This is a genomic window from Methylobacterium sp. OAE515, assembly GCF_041806315.1.
GTDB lineage: Bacteria > Pseudomonadota > Alphaproteobacteria > Rhizobiales > Beijerinckiaceae > Methylobacterium > Methylobacterium tardum.
This window is the reverse complement of sequence record NZ_JBGMUV010000001.1, coordinates 2,622,351-2,646,606: the sequence shown is the minus strand read 5'-3', so window position 1 is coordinate 2,646,606 and position 24,256 is coordinate 2,622,351. Positions and strand designations below refer to the sequence as shown.

General features: G+C 68.0%; 19 protein-coding genes and 1 pseudogene. 9 read left to right on the top strand and 11 right to left on the bottom strand.

Features of this window, described 5'->3' with window-relative positions; all coding sequences use genetic code 11:
- Positions 1–16 precede the first annotated feature (16 nt).
- On the bottom strand, positions 17–394 hold the full coding sequence (locus tag ABIE45_RS12885) for a plastocyanin (protein ID WP_192707076.1): 378 nt from the start codon (positions 392–394) through the stop codon (positions 17–19).
- 212 nt (positions 395–606) lie between these two features.
- Here ABIE45_RS12885 and ABIE45_RS12880 point away from each other — a divergent pair, with 212 nt between their 5' ends.
- Positions 607–3,489 (top strand): EAL domain-containing protein, encoded by a 2,883-nt coding sequence (locus ABIE45_RS12880; protein ID WP_192707075.1) that lies wholly within the window; start codon positions 607–609, stop codon positions 3,487–3,489.
- 245 nt (positions 3,490–3,734) lie between these two features.
- Here ABIE45_RS12880 and ABIE45_RS12875 read toward each other — a convergent pair whose 3' ends face one another.
- The 7 genes from ABIE45_RS12875 to ABIE45_RS12845 all read right to left on the bottom strand — a co-directional run bounded on the left by ABIE45_RS12875 (position 3,735) and on the right by ABIE45_RS12845 (position 10,175).
- Positions 3,735–5,117 carry a class II 3-deoxy-7-phosphoheptulonate synthase gene (locus ABIE45_RS12875; RefSeq protein ID WP_192707074.1) on the bottom strand — a complete coding sequence of 461 codons (1,383 nt, stop codon included), beginning with the start codon at positions 5,115–5,117 and terminating at the stop codon, positions 3,735–3,737.
- A 115-nt stretch (positions 5,118–5,232) separates the two neighbouring features.
- A complete protein-coding gene (locus ABIE45_RS12870) occupies positions 5,233–5,550 on the bottom strand; it encodes an RNA polymerase sigma factor region1.1 domain-containing protein (RefSeq protein WP_192707073.1) in 318 nt (105 codons plus the stop codon).
- A gap of 55 nt (positions 5,551–5,605) precedes the next feature.
- The gene (gene gor, locus ABIE45_RS12865) at positions 5,606–6,988 is read right to left on the bottom strand and encodes a glutathione-disulfide reductase (protein WP_192707072.1); all 1,383 of its coding nucleotides are present in this window, start codon (positions 6,986–6,988) and stop codon (positions 5,606–5,608) included.
- Positions 6,985–8,205, bottom strand: a complete 1,221-nt coding sequence (locus ABIE45_RS12860; protein ID WP_192707071.1) for an O-antigen ligase family protein — start codon at positions 8,203–8,205, stop codon at positions 6,985–6,987. Before ABIE45_RS12860 ends, gor begins: the two co-directional genes overlap by 4 nt.
- 42 nt (positions 8,206–8,247) lie before the next feature.
- On the bottom strand, positions 8,248–8,823 hold the full coding sequence (locus ABIE45_RS12855; protein ID WP_192707070.1) for a DUF2059 domain-containing protein: 576 nt from the start codon (positions 8,821–8,823) through the stop codon (positions 8,248–8,250).
- Between the two features lie 43 nt (positions 8,824–8,866).
- A complete protein-coding gene (rpiA, locus tag ABIE45_RS12850) occupies positions 8,867–9,580 on the bottom strand; it encodes a ribose-5-phosphate isomerase RpiA (RefSeq protein ID WP_192707069.1) in 714 nt (237 codons plus the stop codon).
- Positions 9,581–9,710: 130 nt separating this feature from the next.
- The gene (locus ABIE45_RS12845) at positions 9,711–10,175 is read right to left on the bottom strand and encodes a hypothetical protein (RefSeq protein WP_192707068.1); all 465 of its coding nucleotides are present in this window, start codon (positions 10,173–10,175) and stop codon (positions 9,711–9,713) included.
- Positions 10,176–10,531: 356 nt separating this feature from the next.
- On the opposite strand from ABIE45_RS12845, the gene gph reads away from it, so the two are divergent.
- Positions 10,532–11,227, top strand: a complete 696-nt coding sequence (gene gph, locus ABIE45_RS12840; RefSeq protein ID WP_192707067.1) for a phosphoglycolate phosphatase — start codon at positions 10,532–10,534, stop codon at positions 11,225–11,227.
- Positions 11,228–11,231: 4 nt separating this feature from the next.
- Here gph and ABIE45_RS12835 read toward each other — a convergent pair whose 3' ends face one another.
- Positions 11,232–12,386: an aminotransferase class I/II-fold pyridoxal phosphate-dependent enzyme gene (locus ABIE45_RS12835; protein ID WP_192707066.1), complete on the bottom strand. Its 1,155-nt coding sequence runs from the start codon at positions 12,384–12,386 to the stop codon at positions 11,232–11,234.
- Between the two features lie 398 nt (positions 12,387–12,784).
- Here ABIE45_RS12835 and ABIE45_RS12830 point away from each other — a divergent pair, with 398 nt between their 5' ends.
- The 4 genes from ABIE45_RS12830 (at position 12,785) to aat (ending at position 16,385) form a co-directional block, all read left to right on the top strand.
- Positions 12,785–13,567, top strand: a complete 783-nt coding sequence (locus ABIE45_RS12830; RefSeq protein ID WP_192707065.1) for a DsbA family protein — start codon at positions 12,785–12,787, stop codon at positions 13,565–13,567.
- Between the two features lie 151 nt (positions 13,568–13,718).
- Positions 13,719–14,192, top strand: coding sequence for an acetyl-CoA carboxylase biotin carboxyl carrier protein (gene accB, locus ABIE45_RS12825; RefSeq protein ID WP_192707064.1), 474 nt, complete (start codon positions 13,719–13,721; stop codon positions 14,190–14,192).
- A 105-nt stretch (positions 14,193–14,297) separates the two neighbouring features.
- Positions 14,298–15,650 (top strand): acetyl-CoA carboxylase biotin carboxylase subunit, encoded by a 1,353-nt coding sequence (gene accC, locus ABIE45_RS12820; RefSeq protein ID WP_192707063.1) that lies wholly within the window; start codon positions 14,298–14,300, stop codon positions 15,648–15,650.
- Positions 15,651–15,716: 66 nt separating this feature from the next.
- The gene (gene aat / locus ABIE45_RS12815) at positions 15,717–16,385 is read left to right on the top strand and encodes a leucyl/phenylalanyl-tRNA--protein transferase (RefSeq protein ID WP_192707062.1); all 669 of its coding nucleotides are present in this window, start codon (positions 15,717–15,719) and stop codon (positions 16,383–16,385) included.
- 208 nt (positions 16,386–16,593) lie between these two features.
- On the opposite strand, the gene ABIE45_RS12810 is transcribed toward aat, so the two are convergent.
- Together ABIE45_RS12810 and ABIE45_RS12805 are read right to left on the bottom strand one after the other, a co-directional pair.
- Positions 16,594–17,253, bottom strand: coding sequence for a DUF2155 domain-containing protein (locus ABIE45_RS12810; RefSeq protein WP_192707061.1), 660 nt, complete (start codon positions 17,251–17,253; stop codon positions 16,594–16,596).
- A gap of 126 nt (positions 17,254–17,379) precedes the next feature.
- A complete protein-coding gene (locus ABIE45_RS12805; RefSeq protein ID WP_192707060.1) occupies positions 17,380–17,796 on the bottom strand; it encodes an NADH:ubiquinone oxidoreductase subunit NDUFA12 in 417 nt (138 codons plus the stop codon).
- Between the two features lie 515 nt (positions 17,797–18,311).
- On the opposite strand from ABIE45_RS12805, the gene ABIE45_RS12800 reads away from it, so the two are divergent.
- The 3 genes and pseudogenes from ABIE45_RS12800 (at position 18,312) to ABIE45_RS12790 (ending at position 24,218) form a co-directional block, all read left to right on the top strand.
- Positions 18,312–22,046, top strand: coding sequence for a vitamin B12-dependent ribonucleotide reductase (locus tag ABIE45_RS12800; protein WP_192707059.1), 3,735 nt, complete (start codon positions 18,312–18,314; stop codon positions 22,044–22,046).
- 161 nt (positions 22,047–22,207) lie between these two features.
- Positions 22,208–22,507: pseudogene (locus ABIE45_RS12795) on the top strand (ImmA/IrrE family metallo-endopeptidase); the annotation flags it as partial.
- A 574-nt stretch (positions 22,508–23,081) separates the two neighbouring features.
- Entirely contained in the window at positions 23,082–24,218 is a 1,137-nt protein-coding gene (locus ABIE45_RS12790; protein ID WP_192707058.1) for an adenylate/guanylate cyclase domain-containing protein, read from the top strand.
- Positions 24,219–24,256 lie beyond the last annotated feature (38 nt).

The window sequence follows — 24,256 nt, the reverse complement described above, 5'->3', positions numbered from 1 at the left end:
TCGCGGCCCTGCCGCCTCAATCCACCCGGACGACCAGCTTCATCTTGGGATGGATGCCGCAGAGCACCTGAAACGTACCGCGCTCGGTGAAAATGACCGGCGTTCGGCTGCCCGGTTCCTGGTCACCGGAATCGAAGCTGAACGTGTCAGATTCGACGAAGACATGATGCAGCAGGTCGCTGTCGTCGTTCACGAATGTCACCGTCTCGCCGCGGGCGACCGCGAGGTTGCCGGGATGGAACATCCGGCCTTTCTGGGACACAGCGATCGCCGAGGCCTGGATCTGTCCGGCCAGCAGCAGACCGCACCCCACGCCGAGGGCCAGCGCCGACACGACGGGCGCCGCTCTCCGCGAGAGCCGGGAAACGAAGAACCGGAATTGATTGGCGGACATGCTTTTCCTCGGGTTCTGAGGATCAGCCTAGCCGACTTTTCATTGAGAAATCATTTTCCGAATGCGTGATATGTCGTAGTTCGAACGTATCCGACGACCCTTTACCGAAGTTCGTGGTCGCGGATGGATCCAATTCGGAAAGGCTCGGGCTAATCGCCTCTTAACATGTAGCAATTACATGTCACCGCACGTGTGACGCGGTGGCCGGTGCGATGCGAGACCCCGAGACAGCGACTGACGATCGGACACGAGCAGGGCTGTCGTACGCGGCGCGTGGCTTCCTGGGCTTCTTCACGACGATCCGCGGCCGGATCTTCGTGGCCTTTCTGTGCATGAGCCTGCTGTCGGGCCTGCTCGGGCTCTACGCGGTGGTGGCGATCTCGCACATCGGCACGCTCATCAACCGCACCTACGACGAATCGCTGATGTCCATCAATTATGCGCGGGCGACAGCAGCGGATTTCGCCAAGATGCGGACCGTGTTCGCGCGCCGGATGCATGCGCACGATGCGGCAGAGGCCGCCAAGCTGGATGCCGAGATTGCGGAACTCTCCACCACGCTGGCCGAGGATCTGACGATCGCCGTGGAGCGCTCGCAGTCGGACCGGGCCGTACGCACCGCCGGCGCGGTTCAGGCGGGCGTGGCCGCCTGGGAGGAGATGCGCCGGACTCTGAACCCCGCCACAGCCGTGTCAGCACGGTGGGACGAGCTGGATCAGCAGGCGCACGCGGTCGACAATCAGATCGATCTGCTGGTGAACTACACGGCGGGTGACGGCTTCACCTTCCGGCAGGCGGCCCGCGTCCTCGTCGCTCGGGAGATGCAGGTCAACGCGATCGCGGCGGCCCTCGCGGTCGTCATCTGCGGGATGATCGCGTGGCTGCTCAACCGCCGCATCACAGGGCCTCTGGCCGCCGCCTCCGCCGCGGCGAAGCGCATCGCCAGCGGCCGCCTCGAGGATCGGATCCTGGCCGGCGGGCGCGACGAGCTCGGCAGTCTGCTTCGCTCCATGGCGGTCATGCGCGACAACATCCAGGCGATGATGGCCCGCGAAGTCAGCCAGCGCCGAGTCGCCGAGGCGTTGGTGACGGACGCGCTCCAGACATCGCGCGAGGGTGTCGTGGTGGTCGACGCGGCCGGCCGCATCGCCCTCGCGAACAACCAGGCCCTGCGGTTCTTCGAAGGGCTCGGCGCTGCCATCGAGGCGGGAACTTCCCTGGCGCGGCTGGCCGGCGGATCGATGAGCAACGGCTCGGAGCCGCTGGAGGATTGCGTCCGGGCACTGGCCCAGGACGGTGATATCCAGCTGGCTGATGGCCGCTGGCTGCGGGTCAGCCGCAGCCCGACCCAGGAGGGCGGGTTCATCGCGGTCTGCAGCGACATCAGCCTGCTCAAGGAGCAGGAAGACCGGCTCACGCTGACGAATCTCCGCCTCGACGCGGCCCTCGACAACATGTCCCAGGGGCTCTGCCTCTACGACGCCCAGGACCGCCTGATGGTGGTCAATCGGCGCTACAGCGAGATCTACGGCCTAGCGCCGCGCGCCGTCGTGCCCGGGATGACGACGCTCGAAGTCATGAGAGCCAGCCTCGTGGCCGGCAATCATCCGGGCTGCGACCTCGACACCTTGGTTCGGCAGCAGCGTGAAGCCTTCGACAACGGCGCTTGGCGCACGCATTTCCAGGAACTCAGCAACGGCCGGATCGTCGCCATCGATCGGCGCGAGACGGCTGATGGCGGCTTCGTGGCGACCTATGAGGACGTGACCGAGCGCCGTCGCGCCGAGGCGCGCATCGCCTTCCTGGCCCATCACGACATGCTGACGGGGCTGCCGAACCGGGTGGCCCTGGGCCAGCAGATCGAGATGGCGGTCGCCCAGGCCGGGCGCGACTATGGCTTTGCGGTCTTCGCCATCGATCTCGACGACTTCCGGCCCGTGAACGAGACCCTCGGGCATGGGGTCGGAGACGAGCTGCTCGCCGCCGTGGCCAACCGGTTGACCGCCTGCGTGCGCGAGATCGATTGCGTCGCACGGCTCGGGGCCGACGAGTTCATCGTGGTTCAGCGCGGCATCGACCGGCCCGAGGACGCCGCGGTGCTGGCGCGCCGGATCATCGAGGTGGTGGGCGCGCCCTACAGCCTGAGCAGCCACGAGGTCAGCGTCGGGCTGACCATCGGCATCACCCTCGCGCCGAGCGACGGCACGAGCTGCGACAAGCTCCTGAAGAATGCCGAGGTTGCCCTCGACCGGGGCAAGACCGAGGCGCGCGGTTCGTTCCGGTTCTTCGAGCCCGAGATGGATGCCCGTCTGCAGGCGCGCCGGCTCCTCGAGCGCGACCTGCGCGAGGCGCTGACCCGGGAGGCCTTCGAGGTCTATTACCAGCCGATCTACAGCCTCGACACCGACCGGGTCTGCGGGTTCGAGGCCCTGCTGCGCTGGAATCATCCGGTCCGCGGCTTCATCTCGCCGGCCGAGTTCATCCCGATTGCGGAGGAACTGGGACTGATCGTGCCGCTGGGCGAATGGGTCCTGCGCCGCGCCTGCGAGGTGGCCGCCCACTGGCCGGACGGGCTCAAGGTCGCCGTCAACGTCTCGGCCGTGCAGTTCACGTCGGCGAGCCTCGTTACGGCCGTCCGGGAGGCCCTGCGGCGGACCGGCCTGCCGGGCCGGCGGCTGGAGCTGGAGATCACGGAATCGGTGCTCGTCGCGAATCCCGGGTCCACGACGGCGATCCTGCACAGCCTGAAGGCGCTCGGTGTCCGCGTCGCCATGGACGATTTCGGCACCGGCTACTCGTCGCTCAGCTACCTGCGCAGCTTCCCCTTCGACAAGATCAAGATCGACCAGTCCTTCGTGCGCGACCTGTGCATCAAGGACGGGACGGACTTCATCGTCCGCGCGGTGATCGGGCTCGGCGCCAGCCTCGGCATGACGACGACCGCTGAGGGCGTGGAGACCGAGGCGCAGCTCGCCCAGCTTCGCGCGGAGGGCTGCGACGAGGTTCAGGGATACCTGTTCAGCCGCCCGGTCCCGGTCTCGGAGGTCGCCGACGTGATCCGCCGCTGGAATGGCAACAGCCGGGCCATCGCCTGACACGTTGACGGCGGTCTGGACTGGAACGAACCTGGTCGACGGGTTCACGCAATATCGACTTCAGCCGAACCTCCCACGCCGTCTTTCCGGGGCGCCGCAGGCGAGCCCGGAAACCAGAGCCGAAACCGATACCCTATCTGGCACTGCGGCGGCTGTGGATCCCGGGCTCCGCTGCGCGGCCTCGGGATGACAAGGGGCCTTCCCGAAGCCCGGTGCGAAAATCACCGGCTTCGGTGGTTGGCGCGCTACTCCGCCGCGTCGAGACGCGGGCGCTCCACGTGACTGCGCTCGGCCTTGACCAGCTCGGCCGTGCGGAACGCGACTTCCAGCGCCTGCTCGGCGTTAAGGCGCGGATCGCAGTAGGTATGGTAGCGGTCCTGCAGGTCGTCGGCCGTCAGCGCCCGGGCGCCGCCCGTGCACTCGGTGACGTCCTTGCCGGTCATCTCCAGGTGGATGCCGCCCGCGATGGTGCCCTCGGACCGATGGACGCCGAAGAAGCCCTCGATCTCCTGCATGACCCGCTCGAACGGCCGGGTCTTGTAGCGGCCCGCCGGGATCGTGTTGCCGTGCATCGGATCGCAGATCCACACCACCTTGCGGCCCTCGCGCTCGACGGCCCGGATCAGGGCCGGCAGGTGATCGCCGACCTTGTCGGCCCCGAACCGGCAGATCAGGCTCAGACGCCCGGGCTCGTTCTCCGGGTTGAGCTGATCGATCAGCCGGATGAGGCCATCCGCCTTCATGGACGGACCGCACTTCAGGCCGATCGGATTCTTGATGCCGCGGGCGTATTCCACGTGGGCATGATCCGGCTGCCGGGTGCGGTCGCCGATCCACAGCATGTGCCCGGAGGTCGCATACCAGTCGCCGGTGGTCGAATCGACGCGGGTCAGCGCCTCCTCGTAACCGAGCAGCAGGGCCTCGTGGCTGGTGTAGAAGTCGGTGGTCCGCACCTCCGGGTGCGTCTCCGGATTGATGCCAATCGCCCGCATGAAATCGAGGGCGTCGGTCATCCGGCCGGCGACATCCTGGTAGCGCGAGGATTGCGGCGAATCCTTCACGAAGCCCAGCATCCAGCGATGCGCGTTCTCTAGGTTGGCGTAGCCGCCGGTGGCGAAGGCGCGCAGCAGGTTGAGGGTCGCGGCCGACTGGCGGTACGCCTCGAGCTGACGGCGCGGATCCGGGATCCGCGACTCCTCGGTGAAGCCGATGCCGTTGATGATGTCGCCCCGGTAGCTCGGCAGGCTTACGCCCTCGAGGGTCTCGGTGGGCGAGGAGCGCGGCTTGGCGAACTGCCCGGCGATGCGCCCGACCTTCACCACGGGCGATCCGCCCGCGAAGGTGAGCACCATCGCCATCTGCAGGAACACCCGGAAGAAATCGCGGATGTTGTCGGCGGAGTGCTCGTCGAAGCTCTCGGCGCAGTCACCGCCCTGGAGAAGGAATGCCTGACCCTCCGAGACGCGCGCGAGCGCCGATTTCAGCTTGCGGGCCTCACCGGCAAAGACGAGCGGCGGGAAGCTCGCGATCTGAGTCTCGACCGCACCGAGGGCAGCAGCGTCCGGATAGGTGGGGACCTGCTCGATCGGCAGATGCCTCCAGCTCTTCGGTGTCCAACGCTCGCCCATGACCTCTCTCCGCGCACCCCTTCGTGCGATCGCGCCTCGTGCGCGAAGCGCGGCTTATAGAGAGGTTCCCGCCGAGTTGCGAGTGCCGGAAACCGGGGGCAGGCGCGCCCCGGCGTCAGGCCTCGCCGTCCTCGACCTCGATGCCGTGCTCGGCCAGGATCCAGAAGATCGCCTCGAGGTCTTCCGCCGAGACGTCGCGCGGCGGCAGGGCCTCTTCCAGATCGTCGTAGGTCAGGTTGCGGCTCCGCTGCGCCTCCGCCTTCGCGAGCAGCCGGTCGATGGCGCGGCGGATATCGGCCGCCAGCGCGTCGTGGCTCGGCGGGCGATGGAATGCCGGGCGCAGCGCGTCCGCGAGCAGGCCATCGATGATCGCCTGCCTGCGCGCATGCGCGTCGTCCCCGCGTCGTCCCTTGCCTGCGCCCTGCTTGCCCATGCCCCTGATATGGCTCGGTCGGGCACCGCGTCGAGGCCTGGCCGCCGCGGAGACCTCAGCCGACGCCGACCGGATGCTTGGTGACCTCCGGAACCCGCATGGTCACCAGCTCCTCGGCCGCCGTTGGGTGGACCGCGATAGTCCGGTCGAAATCGGCCTTGGTGGCGCCCATCGTCACGGCGATGCCCACCGCCTGGATCACCTCGCCGGCATCGTGGCCGAAGATGTGAACGCCGACCACGCGGTCGCTGGCGCAATCGACGATCACCTTCATGAGGATCCGCTCCTCGCGGCCCGACAGCGTCGCCTTCATGGGGCGGAAGCGGGCCTTGTAGACGTCGATCTTGCCGTAGACCTCGCGGGCGGCCGCCTCGGTGTGGCCGACGACGCCGATCTCTGGGGTCGAGAACACCGCCGTCGGGATCAGGCGGTGATCGACGCAGGACGGTTTGCCGCCGAACACCGTGTCGGCGAAGGCGTGGCCCTCGCGGATCGCCACCGGGGTCAGGTTGGCGCGGTTCGTGACGTCGCCGACCGCGTAGATCGACGGGACCTTGGTCTGCGAGTAGGCGTCAACCGGGATCGCGCCGGCCGCATCCGTCTCGATGCCGACGCGGTCGAGGCCGAGCCCGGCGACGTTCGGCCGCCGGCCGGTGGCGACGAGGATCTCGTCGGCCTCGATCGTGCTGCCGTCGTCGAGCCGGGCGCAGAGGCCGCCGGCCTGCCGCTCGATGCGGGTCAGGTTGCGCCCGAGGCGCAGGTCCATGCGACGTCCATAGGCCTCGGCGAGGGCGTCGCGGACCTCGTCGTCGAAGCCGCGCAGCAGCTTGTCGCCCCGGTGCAGCAGGGTGGTGCGGCTGCCGAGCGCCGCGAATACACCGGCGAATTCCACCGCGATGTAGCCCCCGCCGATCACCAGGATGCGTTCCGGCAGGCGCTCCAGCTCGAACACCTCGTTGGAGGTGATCGCCAGCTCAATGCCCGGCACGGCCGGCTCCTTGAGCGGATGTGCGCCGACGGCCACCAGGATCCGCTCCGCCCGGACACGCCGGTCGGATCTCAGCAGGCGCACGGTGTGCGCGTCCTCGATCACGGCGCGTTCGGGCACGATCTCCACGCCGGCCCGGATCAGATTCGCGTCGTAGATGCCTTCGAGCCGGGTCACCTCGGCGTCGCGGCGGCTCTTGAGCACGCTCCAGTCGAAGCGCGGGCGCTCCAAAGTCCAGCCGAAGCCGGCCGCGTCCTCGAACTCGTCGGCGAAGCGTCCGGCATAGACCATCAGCTTCTTGGGGACGCAGCCGCGGATCACGCAGGTGCCGCCGACACGGTATTCCTCGGCCAGCATCACCTTGGCCCCGTAGCCCGCCGCGATCCGCGCCGCCCGGACCCCGCCCGAACCGCCGCCGATGACGAAGAGGTCGACGTCGAAATCGCTCATGCCGGACCGTCCTTCCCGGATGCCGTCTCCGCGCGCGGCCGGGCGGCCTCGCGCAGCCACGAGATGGCAGCGCCGAGCCCCGCCGTCCACCACGCGGCCCAGCCGTTATGCTCCACAAAGGCGATCGCGGCCGCGCAGGCGACGAGGCCGAGCGCCGCGGCCCGGTCCGGCTGGTCCAGCCGCGCCACCCGAGCGAGCATCAGCATCAGGGTGAGCGCGGCCAGGATCGCGCCGGGCAGGCCCAGCTCGGCCCAGACCTGCAGGAAGCTGTTGTGCGGATGCCCGACGCCGAGGAGCACCCGCATCTCGGCCGGCAGCGCCTGGGCGATGGGCGTCTCGGCGAAGCGCGCGCTCGTGCCGGTTCCGGCGCCGCGCCAGGGATCGGCGGCCACCGCCGCCCCGAAGCTGCGCGCGATGGCGACCCTCGCCCGCGACGAGGATTGCACCAGGCGCTCGTGGGCCGCCTCCGGCATCATCCGGGCGAGCAGGTCGCCTTCCACGGGCGCAAGCGCCACCGCGAGGCCGAGGCCGAGGCCGGCGAGCCCGAGGCCGATCCGCCGCGGCAGCAGCCTTGCCGCGACGAACATCGCGGCGCCCGCGAGAAGGCCGAGCTGCGCGGCCCCGCTGATCGAGCGCAGCACACCCAGCGCCGCCAAGACGAACGCCGCCGCGGCCCACAAGCGGGCGTCCCTGCGCCACAGCACCAGGGCGACCGGGCCGGCCACGAGATCGAGGGTCAGCGCCGGCCGGTTGTGCACGAAGGCGGCGACGCGCCGTCCCAGGGCCCGTTCGAGGGCAAGATCCGCCGCGAGGTCCACGGCGATCAGAACGCCGCCGAGGGCGAGCGCCGCCGCCGCGAGTCGGGGAGCGAAGGCCGGGATGCGGCCGGGCGCCAGGCAGGCCAGCAGGTAGGCGGCGAGCAGGGTCGGCAGGAACTCGGTGAGGACCCGCAGGGAGACGGTCGGAAACGGGCTCCACGCGAGCGCGGCGAGCGCCCAGGCGAGGAAGGCGAGCGCGGCTCCGGCCAGGGGCGTCGCCAGCGGCGCCAGCAGATGCACCCGCAGGGCTGCGCGATCCTCGACCCATCGGCCGGCCAGGAAGGCGAGCGCCGCCAGCCCGACCACGACCGGGCTGGAGCGGTTGGCGAGCACCATCGCGAGCGGCATGACGGCGAGGAGCACCCCGCCGGCCGCGTAGAGCCGGCCCGCCGCGCTCATCGGGCCGTCGTCACGACGATCCGCCGCCGGGAGCGGCCGCCCTCACTGCATCTGGTGCCCGCGCTTGCCCATCTCGGCGCGCACGCGGACCATGACGTACTCGGAGACGTCCTGGGTCCAGTCCTGCATCTCCTGCACCATCTCGTCGAGCAGCTGCGGCTGCGCCTCGACGTAGTGCTTGCCGGCGGGCGAGCGGAAGAAAGTCGCGATCTCCTTCAGCTCGGCCTCCGAGAACTTCGCCGCGTAGGTCCGCGCCGCGATGTCGATCATCCGCTGCTTCTGCAACTCCATTTCCGGCTGCAGCGAGGCCAGGACCTCGTCGAGATCCTTGGCGAGCTCGGGCCGGGTGACGGACTGCTTGCGGATCTGGTCGGCGAAGGCGGGCAGCACCGAGTCGAACGAGCGGGCGATGCCGGAGCTGAGCATCACCTCGCGGGCGAGCGCGAGATGGCTCGGCGTGTAAGCCGGAGCGGCGGGGGTGTTGGCGGCCGGCGTGCTCGGCTGCGCAGCCGGCTTGGCCGCACCGCCCTTGTTGGCCTGAGCGACGGCCGCGTGGGGGAGTGCCAGAAGCGCGAGGCCGAGCGCGAGGCTGGGCGCGGCGGTGAGGCGTCGGGACATGCTGGACTTTCTTGCGAGGAGGGCCTGCGAGGAGGGTGGCGCCTCAGGCGAGGCTGCCGAGAACAGTGACCTCGGCCTGTCCGTCCTGCGCGGCCGCCAGGATGGCGGCGTCGGCGATCCCGAGGAACAGGCCGTGCTCGACCACGCCCGGCACCGACCACAGCGCCGCGCCGAGCGTTTCCGGATCGGGAATCGCGCCGAGATGGGCGTCGAGGATATGATGCCCGCCGTCGGTGACCAGAGGCTTGCCGTCGGCGTGGCGGCGCAGCCGGACTTCGCCCGCGCAGCCGGCAGCCGCGACCGCCGCTTCGACCGCGCGGTGCGTGGCCGTGAGACCGAAGGGATTGACCTCGATCGGCAGCGGGAAGGCGCCGAGTCGGCTGACCCGCTTGGCGGCATCGGCGATGACGACCATGCGGCGGCTCGCGCAGGCGACGATCTTCTCGCGCAGGAGCGCCGCGCCGCCGCCCTTGATCAGCCGCAACTGGTCGTCGACTTCGTCGGCGCCGTCGATGGTCAGGTCGAGCTCGGGCATCGTGTCGAGGGTGGCAAGACGGATGCCGAGGCCCTCGGCCTGCACCCGCGTCGCCTCGGAGGTCGGCACGCCGACGATGTCGAGCCCGTCGCGGACCCGCTCGCCGAGCAGCGCCACGAAGGCGGCGGCCGTCGAGCCGGTGCCGAGCCCAAGGCGCATGCCGGGCTCGACGAGGTCGAGCGCGCGGGCCGCCGCGGCCCGGCGAAGGTCCGGCCCGCTCACCGGGTGAGCGTCCGCTTGGCGGGACAAATCGAACGATGGCGCGTCATGGGCTGAAAGTCTTTCCCCGAAGGTTCGTCGGCCCGTAGCACGTGACACGGCCGACCGGAACGCCGGAGGCGACGATGACGCGTTACGGCCGGCCGCCTTGTGTCGGCGTCGCGCTGGCTCCGGCCCGGCCGGGCGCCGGCCCGGTCAGGGGGGCGTCGGACGAGCCGTCGGCGCCGGGCTTACCCTGTTGCGTGCAGACGACCTGCTCCTTCTTCACCAGCACGAAGCAGATGCTCATCTCGCCCGTCCGGTAATTCACCCGGAAGACGCCGGCCTCTCGGGTGTGCCGGCTCGCCACCAGCCCGTATTCCGACGGGGTCTGCGGACCGGCGCCCTCGCCGGCCCCGAAGCAGACCGTCTGGCCGATGCCGCCGGCCGATTCCTGGAGGCCGTACTGGCAGGAGGTCACCTCGCCGGTGACCTTGTCGACGCGGTACATCCGGTTGAGGTCGGTCTGTGGCGCGGGGACGAACTCGAAGGAGGTCGCGGCGGCCGGCACGGCGTGAAGCGCGGCGCAAATGGCCAGGATGGACAGAGACGGTTTCATCGGCGGTCCCGGGGGCTGGTCTGCCGTGCATGTCGCTGGGCTTTCGGGCGAGTCTGGGGCATGCGGCCGAGGGATGCACCGCTTCAGGTCACGCGGCCGGCCGTGTTCGGGTAATCGATCTCTGTTGTCATTCCGGGGCCGTGCAGCGGAGCCCGGAATCCAGACGCACTCCGAGTGCAAAATCTGGCTACGTCCGCGGTTCTGGATTCCGGGCTCGCCTGCGGCGACTCGGAATGACGGGTGGCTGCGACGCGTGGAGCAGGGAGCCGACGGCGCCTCTGTCATTCCGTCCGCCGGCTTGCTCGCCTCTGCAGGCCCCGTTAGCGAAGGCGCCAGCCAGCAGGAGTCCCGTCATAATGTCCGCCGAACCGACGACCCGCCCGCCGATCGCCGTATTCGACCTGGACGGAACCCTCGCTGAAACCGCAGGCGACTTGATCGGCACGCTCAACGTGCTGATGAAGCGGGAGGGGCTGGCCGAGCTGCCGCTGTCGCAGGCGCGCGGGCTGATCGGTGCCGGCGCCAAGGCGCTGATCCGGCGCGGCTTCGAGGCGGAAGGCCGCGCGCTCTCCCCGGAAGACCACGACCGGCTGTTCGACGCCTTCATCGCCCATTACGGCGAGCACCTCGCCGACACCTCCCACCTGTACCCGGGCGTGGTCGAGGCGCTCGACGCACTGGAGGCGGTGGGCTTCCGCCTCGCGGTCTGCACCAACAAGTACGAGGACCAGTCGGTGGAGCTCCTGCGGATCCTGGGGATCGGCGACCGGTTCGCGGCGATCTGCGGCCGCGATACCTTTCCGCAATTCAAGCCCGACCCGCGGCACCTCACCGACACGATTGCGCGCGCCGGAGGCGACCCGGCGCGGGCCGTGATGGTCGGCGATTCCCGGACCGACATCGACACCGCCAAGGCCGCCGGCATCCCGGTGGTCGCCGTGACCTTCGGCTACACCGACCGGCCGGTCACCGAACTCGGGCCCGACCGGGTGATCGAGCATTTCTCGCAGCTGCCCGAGGCGGTCGGCGCGCTCGTGCCGGTGGCCGCCTGAGCGGTCAGCGCAGCCAGGTCCGGAGTCGCGCCACCGCCTCGCGGCACTCGGCCTCCGAGCCGGCGAACGAGAACCGGACGTGGTGGTGGCCCAGCTCCGGGTCGAAATCGAGACCCGGAGTTGCCGCGACGAGGGCCTCGTCGAGCATCCGCCGGCAGAAGGTCGGGGCGTCGTTGGTCAGGCCCGATACGTCGGCGTAGAGGTAGAAGGCGCCGTCGGCCGGGTGCACGCGGCCGAGGCCCAGGCCCGGCAGCGCGTCCAGCAGGATCGCGCGGTTACGTGCGTAGCCGTCGCGGACCGCGTCGAGCTCTTCCGTCGCGTCGAAGGCCGCCAGCGCACCGATCTGCGAGAGGTAGGGCGCCGAGATATAGAGATTCTGCGCCAGCCGCTCGATCGGGCGGACCAGCGCTTCCGGCACGACCATCCAGCCGACCCGCCAGCCGGTCATGCAATGGTACTTTGAGAAAGAGTTGATCACCACGGCGTCGGGGTCGAAGCGCAGGGCCGTCACCGTAGGGACGCCGTAGCTGAGGCCGTGATAGATCTCGTCGGAGATCAAGGGCAGGCCCAGCGCGTGCGCGGCCGTGCAGAGATCGCGCAGGGCGGTCTCGGTGATTACGGTGCCCGAAGGGTTCGCCGGGCTCATCACCAGGGCGCCGGCCACCGGCTCCCGTGCGTGCGTCTCGCGCAGCAGCGCGGCGGTCGGTGCGAAACGGTCCTCCGCGCGCAGGACCATCGGGGCCGGCACGAGGTCGAGGGCGGCCAGGATGCTCCGATAGGCTGGGTAGCCCGGCTGCGGCACAGCCACGCGGGCACCGGCATCGAACAGGCTCATGAAGGCGAGCACGAAGCCCGCCGAGGAGCCGGTGGTGATCACCACCCGCTCCGGGCTGACCGGGACACCGTGCCGCTCGGCGTAGTCGCGGGCGATCCGCTCGCGCAGGGCGGGCAGGCCGAGGGCTTCGGTGTAGGGGACGCGGCCGGTGGCGAGAGCCGCCTGAGCGGCCGCGATCACCGCCCGCGGCGCCGGCGCCGAGGGCTGGCCGACCTCCATCCGCACCAGGTCGTCGCCCGCCCGCGCCTTGGCGGCCGCGGCGGCCATGACGTCCATGGCGAGGAACGGCTGGACGGCGGCGGCTCGCCGGGAGATCGGGGTCATGGGGTTCTGCTCTGCGCCGGGCGAAGCCGGGGTCTCGGGGGTTAGACCCTCGCGGTCCCTGCCTCAAGCCGAGGCCAAGCCCGATGGCGGCGGAACCCTCCTGGGTTCAGGACCGTCTTTCCGGGGCGCCGCAGGCGAGCCCGGAAACCAGAACCACGTCGTCGGCAGGATCTGCTGTGTCGGCGGATCTGGATCCCGGGCTCCGCTCCGCGGCCCCGGGATGACGGGTCTGTGTGTGGGCGCTCCGCGCCCGCTCATCCGGCCTCGCGAACCGCTGACAGCTGCCGCGCCGCTGAACGTGGCACTGGCTGGAATTGACCGAACGCCGCGAAAACGCCTAACCCAGTCCCTACCGCTCGCGCCACGCGCGGGCCGGCTTGCCGCGCAAGCGAGGATCCATGCCCTTCATCCGCCCCCTGCCCGCGCTGGCCCTGGCGCTCGGCCTCGTTGCCGTCCCGGCACTCGCCCAGAATGCGGCGCCGCCCGCCGCGCCCTTCACGGATGCGCAGCGCGCCGGCATCGAGGCGATCGTCAAGGAATACCTGATCAAGCACCCCGAGGTGCTTCAGGAGGCCCTCGCCGAGGCCGAGAAGCAGCAGGCCGAGACGCAGCGCCTCGCCCAGGCCGCCGCCCTCAAGGAGTCGCGTGACGCCCTCCTCAACGGCCCCCACGACGTGGTCGCCGGCAATCCGTCGGGCGACGTCACCATGGTCGAGTTCTTCGATTACAATTGCGGCTACTGCCGCAAGGCGCTCGGGGACGTTCAGGCGCTGATCAAGTCCGACCCGAAGCTGCGGGTGGTGATCAAGGACTTCCCGGTGCTCGGCCAGGAATCGCTCGAGGCCAGCCAGGTGGCGATCGCGGTCCGCCAGCAGCTCAAGGGCGACAAGCTGTTCGAGTTCCACCAGAAGCTCCTGGAGACCAAGGGCCGGGTGAATGGCGCCCGGGCGATCCAGGTCGCCAAGGATCTCGGCGTGGACACGACTAAGCTCCAGAAGGACATGGCCTCCCCCGAGGTGAAGACCGCGCTGAGCGAGAACCGGGGGCTCGGCGACCGTCTGGGCCTGTCCGGCACGCCGGCCTTCATCATCGGTGACGAGGTGATCCCGGGTGCCGTCGGCGTCGAGCCGATGCGCAAGACCATCGCCGACGTGCGCCAGTGCGGCCACGCTTCCTGCTGAGCTGACGATCCGGGCCGCTGGACCCTAGAAAGCGTCGCATGCAGCCTTGTCGCGGCGGGGCGCCTTCGTCTAAGAGCCGCCAGCCGCAGGGCTGCGGTCCAGCGCCGACTCGGTTGGACGGACTGACGCGCCGCGAGACGAAGTAGGCCGGATGCCAAAGAACGACGCTATCGATCCCGAGCTCGTGCGCGAGCTCGCCAACCTCGTCACCGAGACCGGTCTGTCCGAGATCGAGGTCGAGAAGGGCGACCTGCGCATCCGCGTGGCGCGGCGGCTCGAACCCGTGAACGTCCAGGTCGCGGCGCCCGCGCCGGTCGCGGCGGTGGCGCCCGCTCCTGCCGCTGTGTCGGCGCCATCCGCCCTCGCCCCGGCCGAGCCGGCGCGGTCCCAGCCCGGCACCGTGCCGTCGCCAATGGTCGGGACCGCCTATCTGCGCCCCTCGCCCGACGCCAAGGCGTTCGTCGATGTGGGCTCGAAGGTCGAGGCCGGCGACAAGCTGCTGCTCATCGAGGCGATGAAGACCTTCAATGAGATCGTGGCGCCCCGCGCCGGCACGGTCAGCGCCATCTTCGTCGAGGACGGCCAGCCGGTCGAGTTCGGCGAGGCCCTGCTCGTCATCAGCTAGGACGTCCGCCGGGCCGATCGACGCTCAGTCCTGGAAAACGCCGCTTAACAAGAGGATAGAGCATCCTGTGCGGTCCGGGATCGCCAGGATGCCCTAACGGGTCCGATGTTCGACAAGATCCTGATCGCGAACCGCGGCGAGATCGCCCTGCGCATCCTGCGGGCGGCGAAGGAGCTCGGAATCGCCACCGTGGCGGTCCACTCCACGGCGGATGCCGACGCCATGCATGTGCGGCTCGCCGACGAGAGCGTCTGCATCGGGCCGCCGGCCGCCCGTGACAGCTACCTCAACATCCCGTCGATCATCGCGGCCTGCGAGATCACCGGCGCGGATGCGGTCCATCCCGGCTACGGCTTCCTGTCGGAGAATGCCCGCTTCGCCGAGGTGCTGGCCCATCACCAGATCGGCTTCATCGGTCCCAAGGCGCAGCATATCCGCACCATGGGCGACAAGATCGAGGCCAAGCGCACGGCGCTCAAGCTCGGTATCCCGTGCGTGCCGGGCTCCGAAGGCGGCGTCGAGGATGCCGATACCGCCAAGCGCGTGGCCGCCGAGATCGGTTACCCGGTCCTGGTGAAGGCGGCTGCGGGCGGCGGCGGACGCGGCATGAAGGTCGCGCGCTCCGAGGCCGAGCTGGAGCAGGCGATCGGCATGGCCAAGTCCGAGGCCAAGGCCGCGTTCGGCGACGACGCGGTCTATCTCGAGAAGTACCTCGAGAAGCCCCGCCATATCGAGGTGCAGGTGCTCGGGGACGGCCGCGGCGGTGCGGTCCACCTCGCCGAGCGCGACTGCTCGCTCCAGCGCCGCCACCAGAAGGTCTGGGAGGAAGGCGGCTCGCCGGCGCTCAATGAATCGATGCGCGCCGAGATCGGCGGAGTCTGCGCCAACGCCATGAAGGAGCTCGGCTATCTCGGCGCCGGCACTGTCGAGTTCCTGTACGAGGACGGGCGGTTCTACTTCATCGAGATGAACACCCGGATCCAGGTCGAGCATCCGGTGACTGAGATGATCACCGGGATCGACCTCGTCATCGAGCAGATCCAGGTCGCCTCGGGCGGCCCGCTCTCCGTGAGCCAGGCGGACATCAAGGTCGAGGGCCACGCCATCGAGTGCCGGATCAACGCCGAGCACCCGGAGACCTTCCGTCCCTCGCCGGGCGAGATCACCCACTATCACACGCCGGGCGGCCTCGGCGTTCGGGTCGATTCGGCGGCGTTCCAGGGCTACCGGATCCCGCCGAACTACGACTCGCTGATCGGCAAGCTGATCGTGCACGGCCGCACCCGCAACGAGTGTCTGATGCGCCTGCGCCGCGCGCTCGACGAGTTCGTCATCGACGGCATTGACACGACGCTGCCGCTGTTCCGGACGCTGGTCCGCAACCCGGACGTGCAGAACGGCCTTTACGACATCCACTGGCTAGAGCATTTCCTGGAAGATGGGGGCATGAAGGTCTGAGGCCGCGGGAGCCTGCGGCGGCCGCGGGCTCTGGCCTTCGGGCCGGCCGCGCGCGACACTGACGCCATGCATGATCCCACCCGCGTGGACATCACCCCCGAGATTCTGCTGAAGGCCTACGCGGCGGGCATCTTCCCGATGGCCGAGGATGCTCAGGATCCGACCCTCTACTGGGTCGAGCCGAAGGCGCGCGGCGTCCTGCCCCTCAACGGTTTCCGGGTCTCGCGGCGTCTCGCCCGGACTGTCCGGTCGGACCAGTTCGAGGTCCGGTGCGACACCGACTTCGCAGGCGTCATCGACGGCTGCGCCGCCCCCCGCCGGGACAGCGAGCGCACCTGGATCAACGGGCGCATCCGCGAACTCTACGGCGCCCTCTACGATCTCGGCTATGTCCACACCGTGGAGGTTTATGCCGGCGGGCGCCTCGTCGGCGGCCTGTACGGCGTGTCGCTGGGCGCCGCCTTCTTCGGCGAGAGCATGTTTCACGAGGTGCGCGACGCCTCGAAGGTCGCCCTCGTCCACCTGATGGGACGCCTGCGCGCCGGGCATTACCGGCTTGCCGACACCCAGTTCGTCACCGAGCACCTCACGCAGTTCGGCGCCGAGGAACTCCCGCGCCACGTCTACAAGCGGCGGCTGGCCGAGGCCCTCGACCAGGCTGGCGACTGGAACGTCTGGCCCGGAGACGGTTCGGTGACGGGCGGACAGGTGCTCGACGCGCTGGGCGGCACCTAGCCTTCGAACGCACGCGCCAAAGGCGGGACAGTGAGCTGCGGGTTTGAGTCGATGGCGTCGGCTCCGCCGTCCTTGCGAGCGGAGCAGGCAATTTAGCCAGCACCACGCTGGCCGCCGGCGCGCTGCCCTCGGTCACATCGCTGCGTTCGTGATTACGGAGCGGCGGAAGCCGCCCGCGCCCTTCAACCGGACACGCTCTGATCACGCTTTAGCGGAACAGCGCGTCGAACAGGTTCTGCGGCTGCTGCGGCGTAGGCGGCGGGGCTGCCGCGGGGCCCTCGTTCGACGGGAAGAACTTGCGCGAGGGCTTCTGGCGAGGCTGGACCGGCACGCCGCGCGGCGCCTCCACGTCCACCTGGCCGGCGGCGTTGAGCTGCTGCGCGGTCTTGGTGGCGTCCTTGCTCGGGCGCTTGGTCTTCTCGGGCTTCGCCGCCATGGCAGGAACGTCCTCCTGCTCCTTGGCCTCGGCGATCACGTCGCTGCCGCCCTTACAGTCGACCAGCCACACGTCGTAGATCGGGTGCTCGATCGCGTGCAGGCCCGGGCTCGACGCGAACATCCATCCGGTGAAGATCCGGCGATATTTGTTGTCCAGGGTCACCTCGTCGACCTCTAGGAACGCCGTGGTCTTGGCGCTCTCGGTCGGCGGGCGGGTGTAGCAGACCCGCGGGGTCAGCTGCAGAGCGCCGAACTGCACCGTCTCGTCCACCGCCACCTCAAAGGAGACGATCCGGCCGGTGATCTTGTCGAGGCCGGAGAACACTGCGGTCGGGTTCTTGATCTTGTCGGCGGCGGCAGGGCCCGCGCAGAGGGCGAGCGCGAGGCTCGACATGAGCGCGCGGCGTGCGAGGGCGGTGATGCGGCTCAAGGCTCGGACCCCTAGACGAGGGTGGCCGGCCGCGCCTTCAGTTGCGCGGCGGACGATCGGGATTGGCCCGCCATGAACACCGGAACGGTGGCGGCAAAAGGGCGCCGGAGGCCGGTGTCGCGCCCTCTACTCGCCCGGTGTCCAAGAGACGTAGTCGCCGGTGGCCGCCGGCCGCTGCCCCCAGGACAGCTGCGAACCCGCCGGCCGGTACGCGTTCGGCGTGCCGGTCTGATTCTCGATGTGCGGCTTCTGCCACGCCTTCGGCTGGTAATTCTCCTCGCTCGGGGCGAGATCGACGTTGTGGCAGAGCCAGCCGCGCCAGCCCGGGGGCACCTTCGAGGCGTCCGCGTAGCCGTTATAGACCACCCAGCGCCGCTCGGAGCCGACCGAGCGGTCGATGAGCGCGCCTTCGGCCTTGTAGTACTTGTTCCCGAACTCGTCTTCGCCAACGAAGATGCCGGTGCGCGCGGTCTGAAGCGCGAGGGAGACGGTCTGGCCGTTCCACCACGTGAAGACGCGCAGCAAAGTGTCCTTCAGCGCCATCGCCGATCCCGAAATCGTGCCGCGCCGCGGAGGCGCTTCTCGGCGCCGTTATGGTGACCGCGCGCGCGCGAGTCCAGCGGGCTGACGGAAGTGTCGCTCCCCGGCAACGCCTTCAGGGCGCGTCGAGGGATCCCCAGAAGGTTCCCGAAAAAACGCGCGCCGACCCCTGTGAATCTAAAATTTTCCCGTTCCGATTCCCGAAAGCCGGAAGGACACTTATCCGCGCCGCGGACGATATCCACAGGCTTTTGCGAGCCGGCACAACATCTAGCGGGGAACAAGCGTGCCGAACACCACTTGTTGACGTGAGAGCTAAGGCGGCGGTAATCTCCCTGTATCGGTCGCACCCCTGGATTGTGGTGCGTTGGTCAGGGGCGACCGTTCCTAGATTTCGTTCGCGAGACCGACTCACGACCCCCTGCCGGGCGTGTTCGGGCGCGAATCCCACTATCGGGCACAGACCCCGCTTCGCGCGGGTACGGGACCGTCGTGTCTCGTCGGGAGAGGTGTGTTTCATGCGGTTCGAGCGTCGTTACACCACGGCCGGCCAATCGCCCTACGCCGGGATCCCCTTCCGCAAGGCGCTGAGCGAGATCCGCAACCCCGACGGGTCGGTGGTCTTCCGCCTCGACGGCATCGACGTGCCGGAGAGCTGGAGCCAGGTGGCGAGCGACGTCCTCGCGCAGAAGTACTTCCGCAAGGCGGGCGTGCCGGCCCGGCTGCGCAAGGTCGAGGAGAACGCGGTCCCGTCCTTCCTCTGGCGCTCTGTGCCGGATGAGGCGGCGTTGGCCGAGCTGCCGGAGGACGAGCGCTTCGTCTCCGAATCCTCGGCCACGCAGGTCTTCGACCGGCTCGCCGGCTGCTGGACCTACTGGGGCTGGAAGGGCGGCTACTTCTCGTCGGAGGACGACGCCTCGGCGTTCATGGACGAGCTGCGCTTCATGTTCGCCCGCCAGATGGTGGCGCCGAACTCGCCGCAATGGTTCAATACCGGCCTGCACTGGGCTTACGGCATCGATGGCCCGAGCCAGGGCCACTATTACTGCGACCCGCAGACCGGCGTGCTGACCAAGTCGGCCTCGGCCTACGAGCACCCGCAGCCGCATGCCTGCTTCATCCAGTCCGTCCAGGATGACCTCGTCAACGAGGGCGGCATCATGGACCTGTGGGTGCGTGAGGCGCGCCTGTTCAAGTACGGCTCGGGCACCGGCTCCAACTTCTCGATGCTGCGCGGCGAGAACGAGAAGCTCGGCGGCGGCGGCAAGTCGTCCGGCCTGATGAGCTTCCTCAAGATCGGCGATCGGGCGGCCGGCGCGATCAAGTCGGGCGGCACCACGCGCCGCGCCGCCAAGATGGTGATCGTCGATATCGACCATCCGGATATCGAATCCTTCATCGACTGGAAGGTGAAGGAGGAGCAGAAGGTCGCCGCCCTGGTGACCGGCTCGAAGGTCGTCTCCAAGCACCTGAACCTGGTGATGAAGGCCTGCACGCAGTGCGAGGCCGAGGGCGACGCCTGCTTCGATCCCGAGCGCAACCCGGCGCTCAAGCGCGAGATCAAGGCCGCCCGCCGCGCCTCGGTGCCGGACGCCTACATCAAGCGCGTCGTGCAGTTCGCCCGCCAGGGCTTCACCAAGATCGATTTCCCCGTCTACGACACCGACTGGGATTCCGAGGCGTACCTCACGGTCGCCGGCCAGAACTCCAACAACTCGGTCTCGCTGACCGACGACTTCCTGCGCGCCGTCGAGGCGGATGCCGACTGGGCCCTCCAGGCCCGCACAACCGGCAAGGTCACGAAGACCCTGAAGGCCCGCGAGCTCTGGGAGCGGATCGGCGAGGCAGCCTGGGCTTCCGCGGATCCGGGCCTGCACTTCAACACCACGATGAACGACTGGCACACCTGCCCGGCGGGCGGGCGGATCCGGGCCTCGAACCCGTGCTCCGAGTACATGTTCCTCGACGACACCGCCTGCAATCTCGCCTCGGCGAACCTGCTGACGATGTACGACCGGGAGACCAAGCGCTTCGACGTGGAGGCGTTCGAGCATCTGAACCGCCTCTGGACGGTGGTGCTCGAGATCTCAGTGATGATGGCGCAGTTCCCGTCGAAGGAGATCGCGGAGCTGTCCTACCGGTACCGGACGCTCGGCCTCGGCTACGCCAATATCGGCGGCCTGCTGATGACCATGGGCCTGCCCTACGATTCCGACGCGGGCCGGGCGCTCGCCGGCGCGCTCACCGCGATCATGACCGGCGTCGCCTACGCCACCTCGGCCGAGATGGCTGCGGAGCTCGGCACCTTCCCGGCCTACGATGAGAACGCCGACGCGATGCTGCGGGTGATCCGCAACCATCGCCGGGCGGCGCATGGCGAGGCCGGGGGCTATGAGTTCCTGAACGTCGCGCCGGTCGCCCTCGACCACGCCAACATCCCGCAGGCGGATCTGGGCGACCATGCCCGTGCCGCCTGGGACCGGGCGCTGAAGCTCGGTGAGGAGCACGGCTACCGCAACGCGCAGGCTACCGTGATCGCGCCGACCGGCACGATCGGCCTCGTGATGGATTGCGACACCACCGGCATCGAGCCCGACTTTGCTCTGGTGAAGTTCAAGAAGCTCGCCGGCGGCGGCTACTTCAAGATCATCAACCAGGCCGCCCCCGATGCCCTGCGGGCGCTCGGCTACCGTGAATCCGAGATCGCCGAGATCGAGGCCTACGCGGTTGGCCACGGCTCGATGGGCCAGGCGCCGGGCATAAACCCGACGACGCTGCGCGCCAAGGGTTTCACGGACGAGAAGATCGCGGCTGTTGAGAAGGGCCTCAAGTCGGCCTTCGACATCAAGTTCGTGTTCAACCGCTGGACGCTGGGCGACGACTTCCTGACCCAGACCCTGAAGGTCCCGGCCGAGAAGCTCGCGGATCCCACCTTCGAGCTGCTGCCGTTCCTCGGTTTCTCCAAGAAGGAGATCGAGGCCGCCAACACCCATATCTGCGGGGCGATGACCCTGGAGGGCGCGCCCTTCCTCAAGCTCGAGCACTACCCGGTCTTTGACTGCGCCAACCCGTGCGGCCGGATCGGCAAGCGCTACCTCTCGGTCGAGAGCCACATCCGCATGATGGCGGCGGCGCAGCCCTTCATCTCGGGGGCGATCTCCAAGACCATCAACATGCCGAACGACGCCACGGTCGAGGATTGCAAGGCGGCCTACCTGCTCTCGTGGCGCCTCGCCCTCAAGGCGAACGCGCTCTACCGCGACGGCTCCAAGCTTTCGCAGCCGCTCAACGCCGCCCTCATCTCGGACGAGGACGACGAGGCGGATGAGGGGATCGAGGCCCTGATCCAGGCCCCGGCCGCCGCCAAGGCCGCGGCGGTGGCGGAGAAAATCGTCGAGCGGGTGATCGAGCGCGTGGAGCGGATCCGCTCCCGCGAGAAGCTGCCGACCCGCCGGAAGGGCTATACCCAGAAGGCGGTGGTGGGCGGCCACAAGGTCTATCTGCGCACCGGCGAGTACGACGACGGCCGCCTCGGCGAGATCTTCATCGACATGCACAAGGAGGGCGCGACCTTCCGGAGCCTGATGAACAACTTCGCCATCGCGATCTCGCTCGGCCTCCAGTACGGCGTGCCGCTGGAGGAATACGTGGAGGCCTTCACCTTCACGCGGTTCGAGCCGGCCGGCTTCGTCCAGGGCAACGACGCGATCAAGAACGCGACCTCGCTCCTCGATTACGTGTTCCGTGAGCTGGCGGTCTCGTATCTCGGTCGCGCCGACCTCGCCCATGTCAGCCCCGCCGAGATCGGCGGCACGGTGATCGGCGGCGGCGAGAGCGGCGACACGACCCGCGAGGGTCCGAAGCCGGCGCCGGCCTCCTCGGTCGTCTCCCGCGGCCTGCTGCGCGGCTCGGCCGATCGGCTCACCCTGATCCAGGGTGGCCCGGCCGGCGGGAGTCTGGGTGTCGGTGCGGCGAGCGCCGGCCAGTCGGCCCCGGCCGGCGGCACGGTCCACGCGATCCGCGGCAGCACGGCGCTGAAGGCCGAGCCAGAAAGTCAAAAAATCGAAGAAGTGAGCTTTGGCTTCTCACCGCCTGCTCAAGACGGTCCGAACTCCATCGCATCCAGGCGTGCAGAGGCGAAACTTAAAGGTTATGTCGGCGAGGCTTGTCCTGAGTGTGCAAACTTCACCCTCGTTCGCAATGGAACGTGTTTGAAGTGCGACACATGCGGCAGCACCACTGGGTGTTCGTGATCTAGAAGTTACAGGGTGTTCGGAGATCGGAGAGCCAAGTTTAGATCCTTCTCCGCGATTGAGGTAATCGCGGAGAAGGCTCGTAGATTTGGTGGTATCGACAATCAGATCAAGCCAAATATCGTTGATTTTATCAAAAACTTTCAGCTAAAAGATCAAATATAAGGCTTCAGCTGAATATTTATAAAAAAGAGGACTATCCTGTTGAAGCTTTTGTCAAAGCTTTAATCGGACAAGATACTATCCTGAATGTTCGTCACGATATTTGGCTTGCAGCTGAAAAAGACTTCGCACACGCCAGGTTCATATTAGCTCATGAGCTCGGTCATGTCTTAATGCATTCACATGACAATATGGCGTTCTCGGAATCAGATGAATCAGTTCTGAAATTTGTCGAGCGTGAAGAAAGAACAGAACCACAAGCCAATGATTTTGCGGACTTATTCCTAGTTCCCGAGTCAATGTTGCACGGCTTAGGTTCGGCTGCTGAGATAGAGTATCTGTTTAATGTGCCGCCAGATTGCGCTGAAAGGCGTTTTGTATACTTAGCCGACAAGCGGCGTAGGTTGAACTTGGCTGATCAAGGTGGCGAGTTGTGCCCGGAATGCGCGAACTTCACGCTGGTCCGGAACGGCACCTGCCTGAAGTGCGACACCTGCGGGAGCACCACCGGCTGCTCGTAGGCCAGATATCGGTGCTGTGGCGTGAGGCAAAAGATGGTTCGTTTTGCTTCGCGGTAGGCCGCTCCTGAAAGGCATAACTTGCAGGATCGGTACCGAGGCGTGGCGAGAGCCATGATATGCTCGCAACGGCGGGAAGTTTGCCCACTAGCCGACGTATGATGTTCTTGCCATCGTCTAGGAAAACTATGGTCGGATGTCTGCAATTGGAGAGTTATAAACTAAAATAGATATACGGAAGTAAAATACTGTTTTTATAGTCCTGCTTATAATCCGGTGATGGGCTTTGTGCCTGTCACTGGAAATGCTTCGGTGAACAAAACGGGATCAAACGAAAACTATCGGCGGCGTATTGATGGCAACGAAAACGACTTGGATCCGGGCTTTTTTGCATCGGTATTGCTCAGATCCGAGCGCCTTGATCGCAAGCTTTGAGGCGGTGCACCGGCTCGAGACCCTGCACGCCGACCGAACGCTGTGCTCGGCCAACGATGAGGCGGATTGCATCTGGATCATCGAGGATGGCCGGCTCAAGGTTCTGGCCGGCGAGTCCGTCGTCTGGCGGGGGTCTGGCGAGATAGCCGGGGAAATGGCTTTCCTGCGCGGCCGGCCCGGGGAGGCGCCGCAGCGAGGCAACAAGGTGGTCGGAGCCGACCGGACCAAGGTCTGGAAGGTCGACCGGGCGACCCTCGATGGTTTGGTACCCGGCATCCAGGCGCTCTGGTACGAGACGATCGCGGGTGTGCTCGTCGCCAAGCTCGACCAGGCGAGCGAGATGCGCGCGACCCGAGCGCGGGACCTCGCCGACGGAGACCGTATCATCGGGCGGCTCGTATGCGCCGAGGGTGTTCAGGCGACATCTGCCATCCTGTTCAACGGCGCAGATTGCATCCGCCCTGTGAAGACGAAGGCCGTGATTTGGTTCAGCGACCTATCGGGCTTCTCGGCGCATTCCGAGGGAAAGGACCCGGCCGAGGTCGGCGAGTTCCTGCGGACCCTGACAGATCCGCAGGTCGAGGAGATCCTCCGGGCAAAGGGGCAGGTCGACAAGTATATGGGGGACGCCGTAATGGCGTTCTGGCTCTGCAACGACGACGATCGGCTGAACAAGGAATTCGCGCAGGCGACGCGCGCGGCGCTGGAGGCGGCCCGCCGCGTCAGCGAGGTCGCGGATGCGTCGGGGCTGCCCATTGGCATCCGCATCGGCCTGCACGCAGGCGAGGTGTCCGTCGGCGACTTCGGGGGCGGCGACCGCATCGCCTTCACCCTCGTCGGCCAGCCCGTCAACGAGGCCGCACGCTACGAGCAGTGGCGGCCCGAACCCGGACAGCCGACCGGACGAGTCCGAGTCAGCGACAAGATCTTCGCCGGCCTTCCTGAGGACGTCCGCTCATCCTTCCCGCCAGAGGCTAACGAAAGACTTCCGTATAAACCGAGCGTCTTGATCGGACTGGGCGCGTTCGCTTTTTGCAGCGCGCCGACACCAAGGTGAAGATTCTGCTTCCGGCCAGACTACGGCATGCTGGATCA

Excerpts from the sequence above, each read along its gene's own strand:
- ABIE45_RS12885 (WP_192707076.1), bottom strand. The coding sequence starts at position 394 with ATGTCCGCCAATCAATTCCGGTTCTTCGTTTCCCGGCTCTCGCGGAGA.
- ABIE45_RS12880 (WP_192707075.1), top strand. The coding sequence starts at position 607 with ATGCGAGACCCCGAGACAGCGACTGACGATCGGACACGAGCAGGGCTG.
- ABIE45_RS12875 (WP_192707074.1), bottom strand. The coding sequence starts at position 5,117 with ATGGGCGAGCGTTGGACACCGAAGAGCTGGAGGCATCTGCCGATCGAG.
- ABIE45_RS12870 (WP_192707073.1), bottom strand. The coding sequence starts at position 5,550 with ATGGGCAAGCAGGGCGCAGGCAAGGGACGACGCGGGGACGACGCGCAT.
- gor (WP_192707072.1), bottom strand. The coding sequence starts at position 6,988 with ATGAGCGATTTCGACGTCGACCTCTTCGTCATCGGCGGCGGTTCGGGC.
- ABIE45_RS12860 (WP_192707071.1), bottom strand. The coding sequence starts at position 8,205 with ATGAGCGCGGCGGGCCGGCTCTACGCGGCCGGCGGGGTGCTCCTCGCC.
- ABIE45_RS12855 (WP_192707070.1), bottom strand. The coding sequence starts at position 8,823 with ATGTCCCGACGCCTCACCGCCGCGCCCAGCCTCGCGCTCGGCCTCGCG.
- ABIE45_RS12845 (WP_192707068.1), bottom strand. The coding sequence starts at position 10,175 with ATGAAACCGTCTCTGTCCATCCTGGCCATTTGCGCCGCGCTTCACGCC.
- gph (WP_192707067.1), top strand. The coding sequence starts at position 10,532 with ATGTCCGCCGAACCGACGACCCGCCCGCCGATCGCCGTATTCGACCTG.
- ABIE45_RS12835 (WP_192707066.1), bottom strand. The coding sequence starts at position 12,386 with ATGACCCCGATCTCCCGGCGAGCCGCCGCCGTCCAGCCGTTCCTCGCC.
- ABIE45_RS12830 (WP_192707065.1), top strand. The coding sequence starts at position 12,785 with ATGCCCTTCATCCGCCCCCTGCCCGCGCTGGCCCTGGCGCTCGGCCTC.
- accB (WP_192707064.1), top strand. The coding sequence starts at position 13,719 with ATGCCAAAGAACGACGCTATCGATCCCGAGCTCGTGCGCGAGCTCGCC.
- accC (WP_192707063.1), top strand. The coding sequence starts at position 14,298 with ATGTTCGACAAGATCCTGATCGCGAACCGCGGCGAGATCGCCCTGCGC.
- aat (WP_192707062.1), top strand. The coding sequence starts at position 15,717 with ATGCATGATCCCACCCGCGTGGACATCACCCCCGAGATTCTGCTGAAG.
- ABIE45_RS12805 (WP_192707060.1), bottom strand. The coding sequence starts at position 17,796 with ATGGCGCTGAAGGACACTTTGCTGCGCGTCTTCACGTGGTGGAACGGC.
- ABIE45_RS12800 (WP_192707059.1), top strand. The coding sequence starts at position 18,312 with ATGCGGTTCGAGCGTCGTTACACCACGGCCGGCCAATCGCCCTACGCC.
- ABIE45_RS12790 (WP_192707058.1), top strand. The coding sequence starts at position 23,082 with ATGGCAACGAAAACGACTTGGATCCGGGCTTTTTTGCATCGGTATTGC.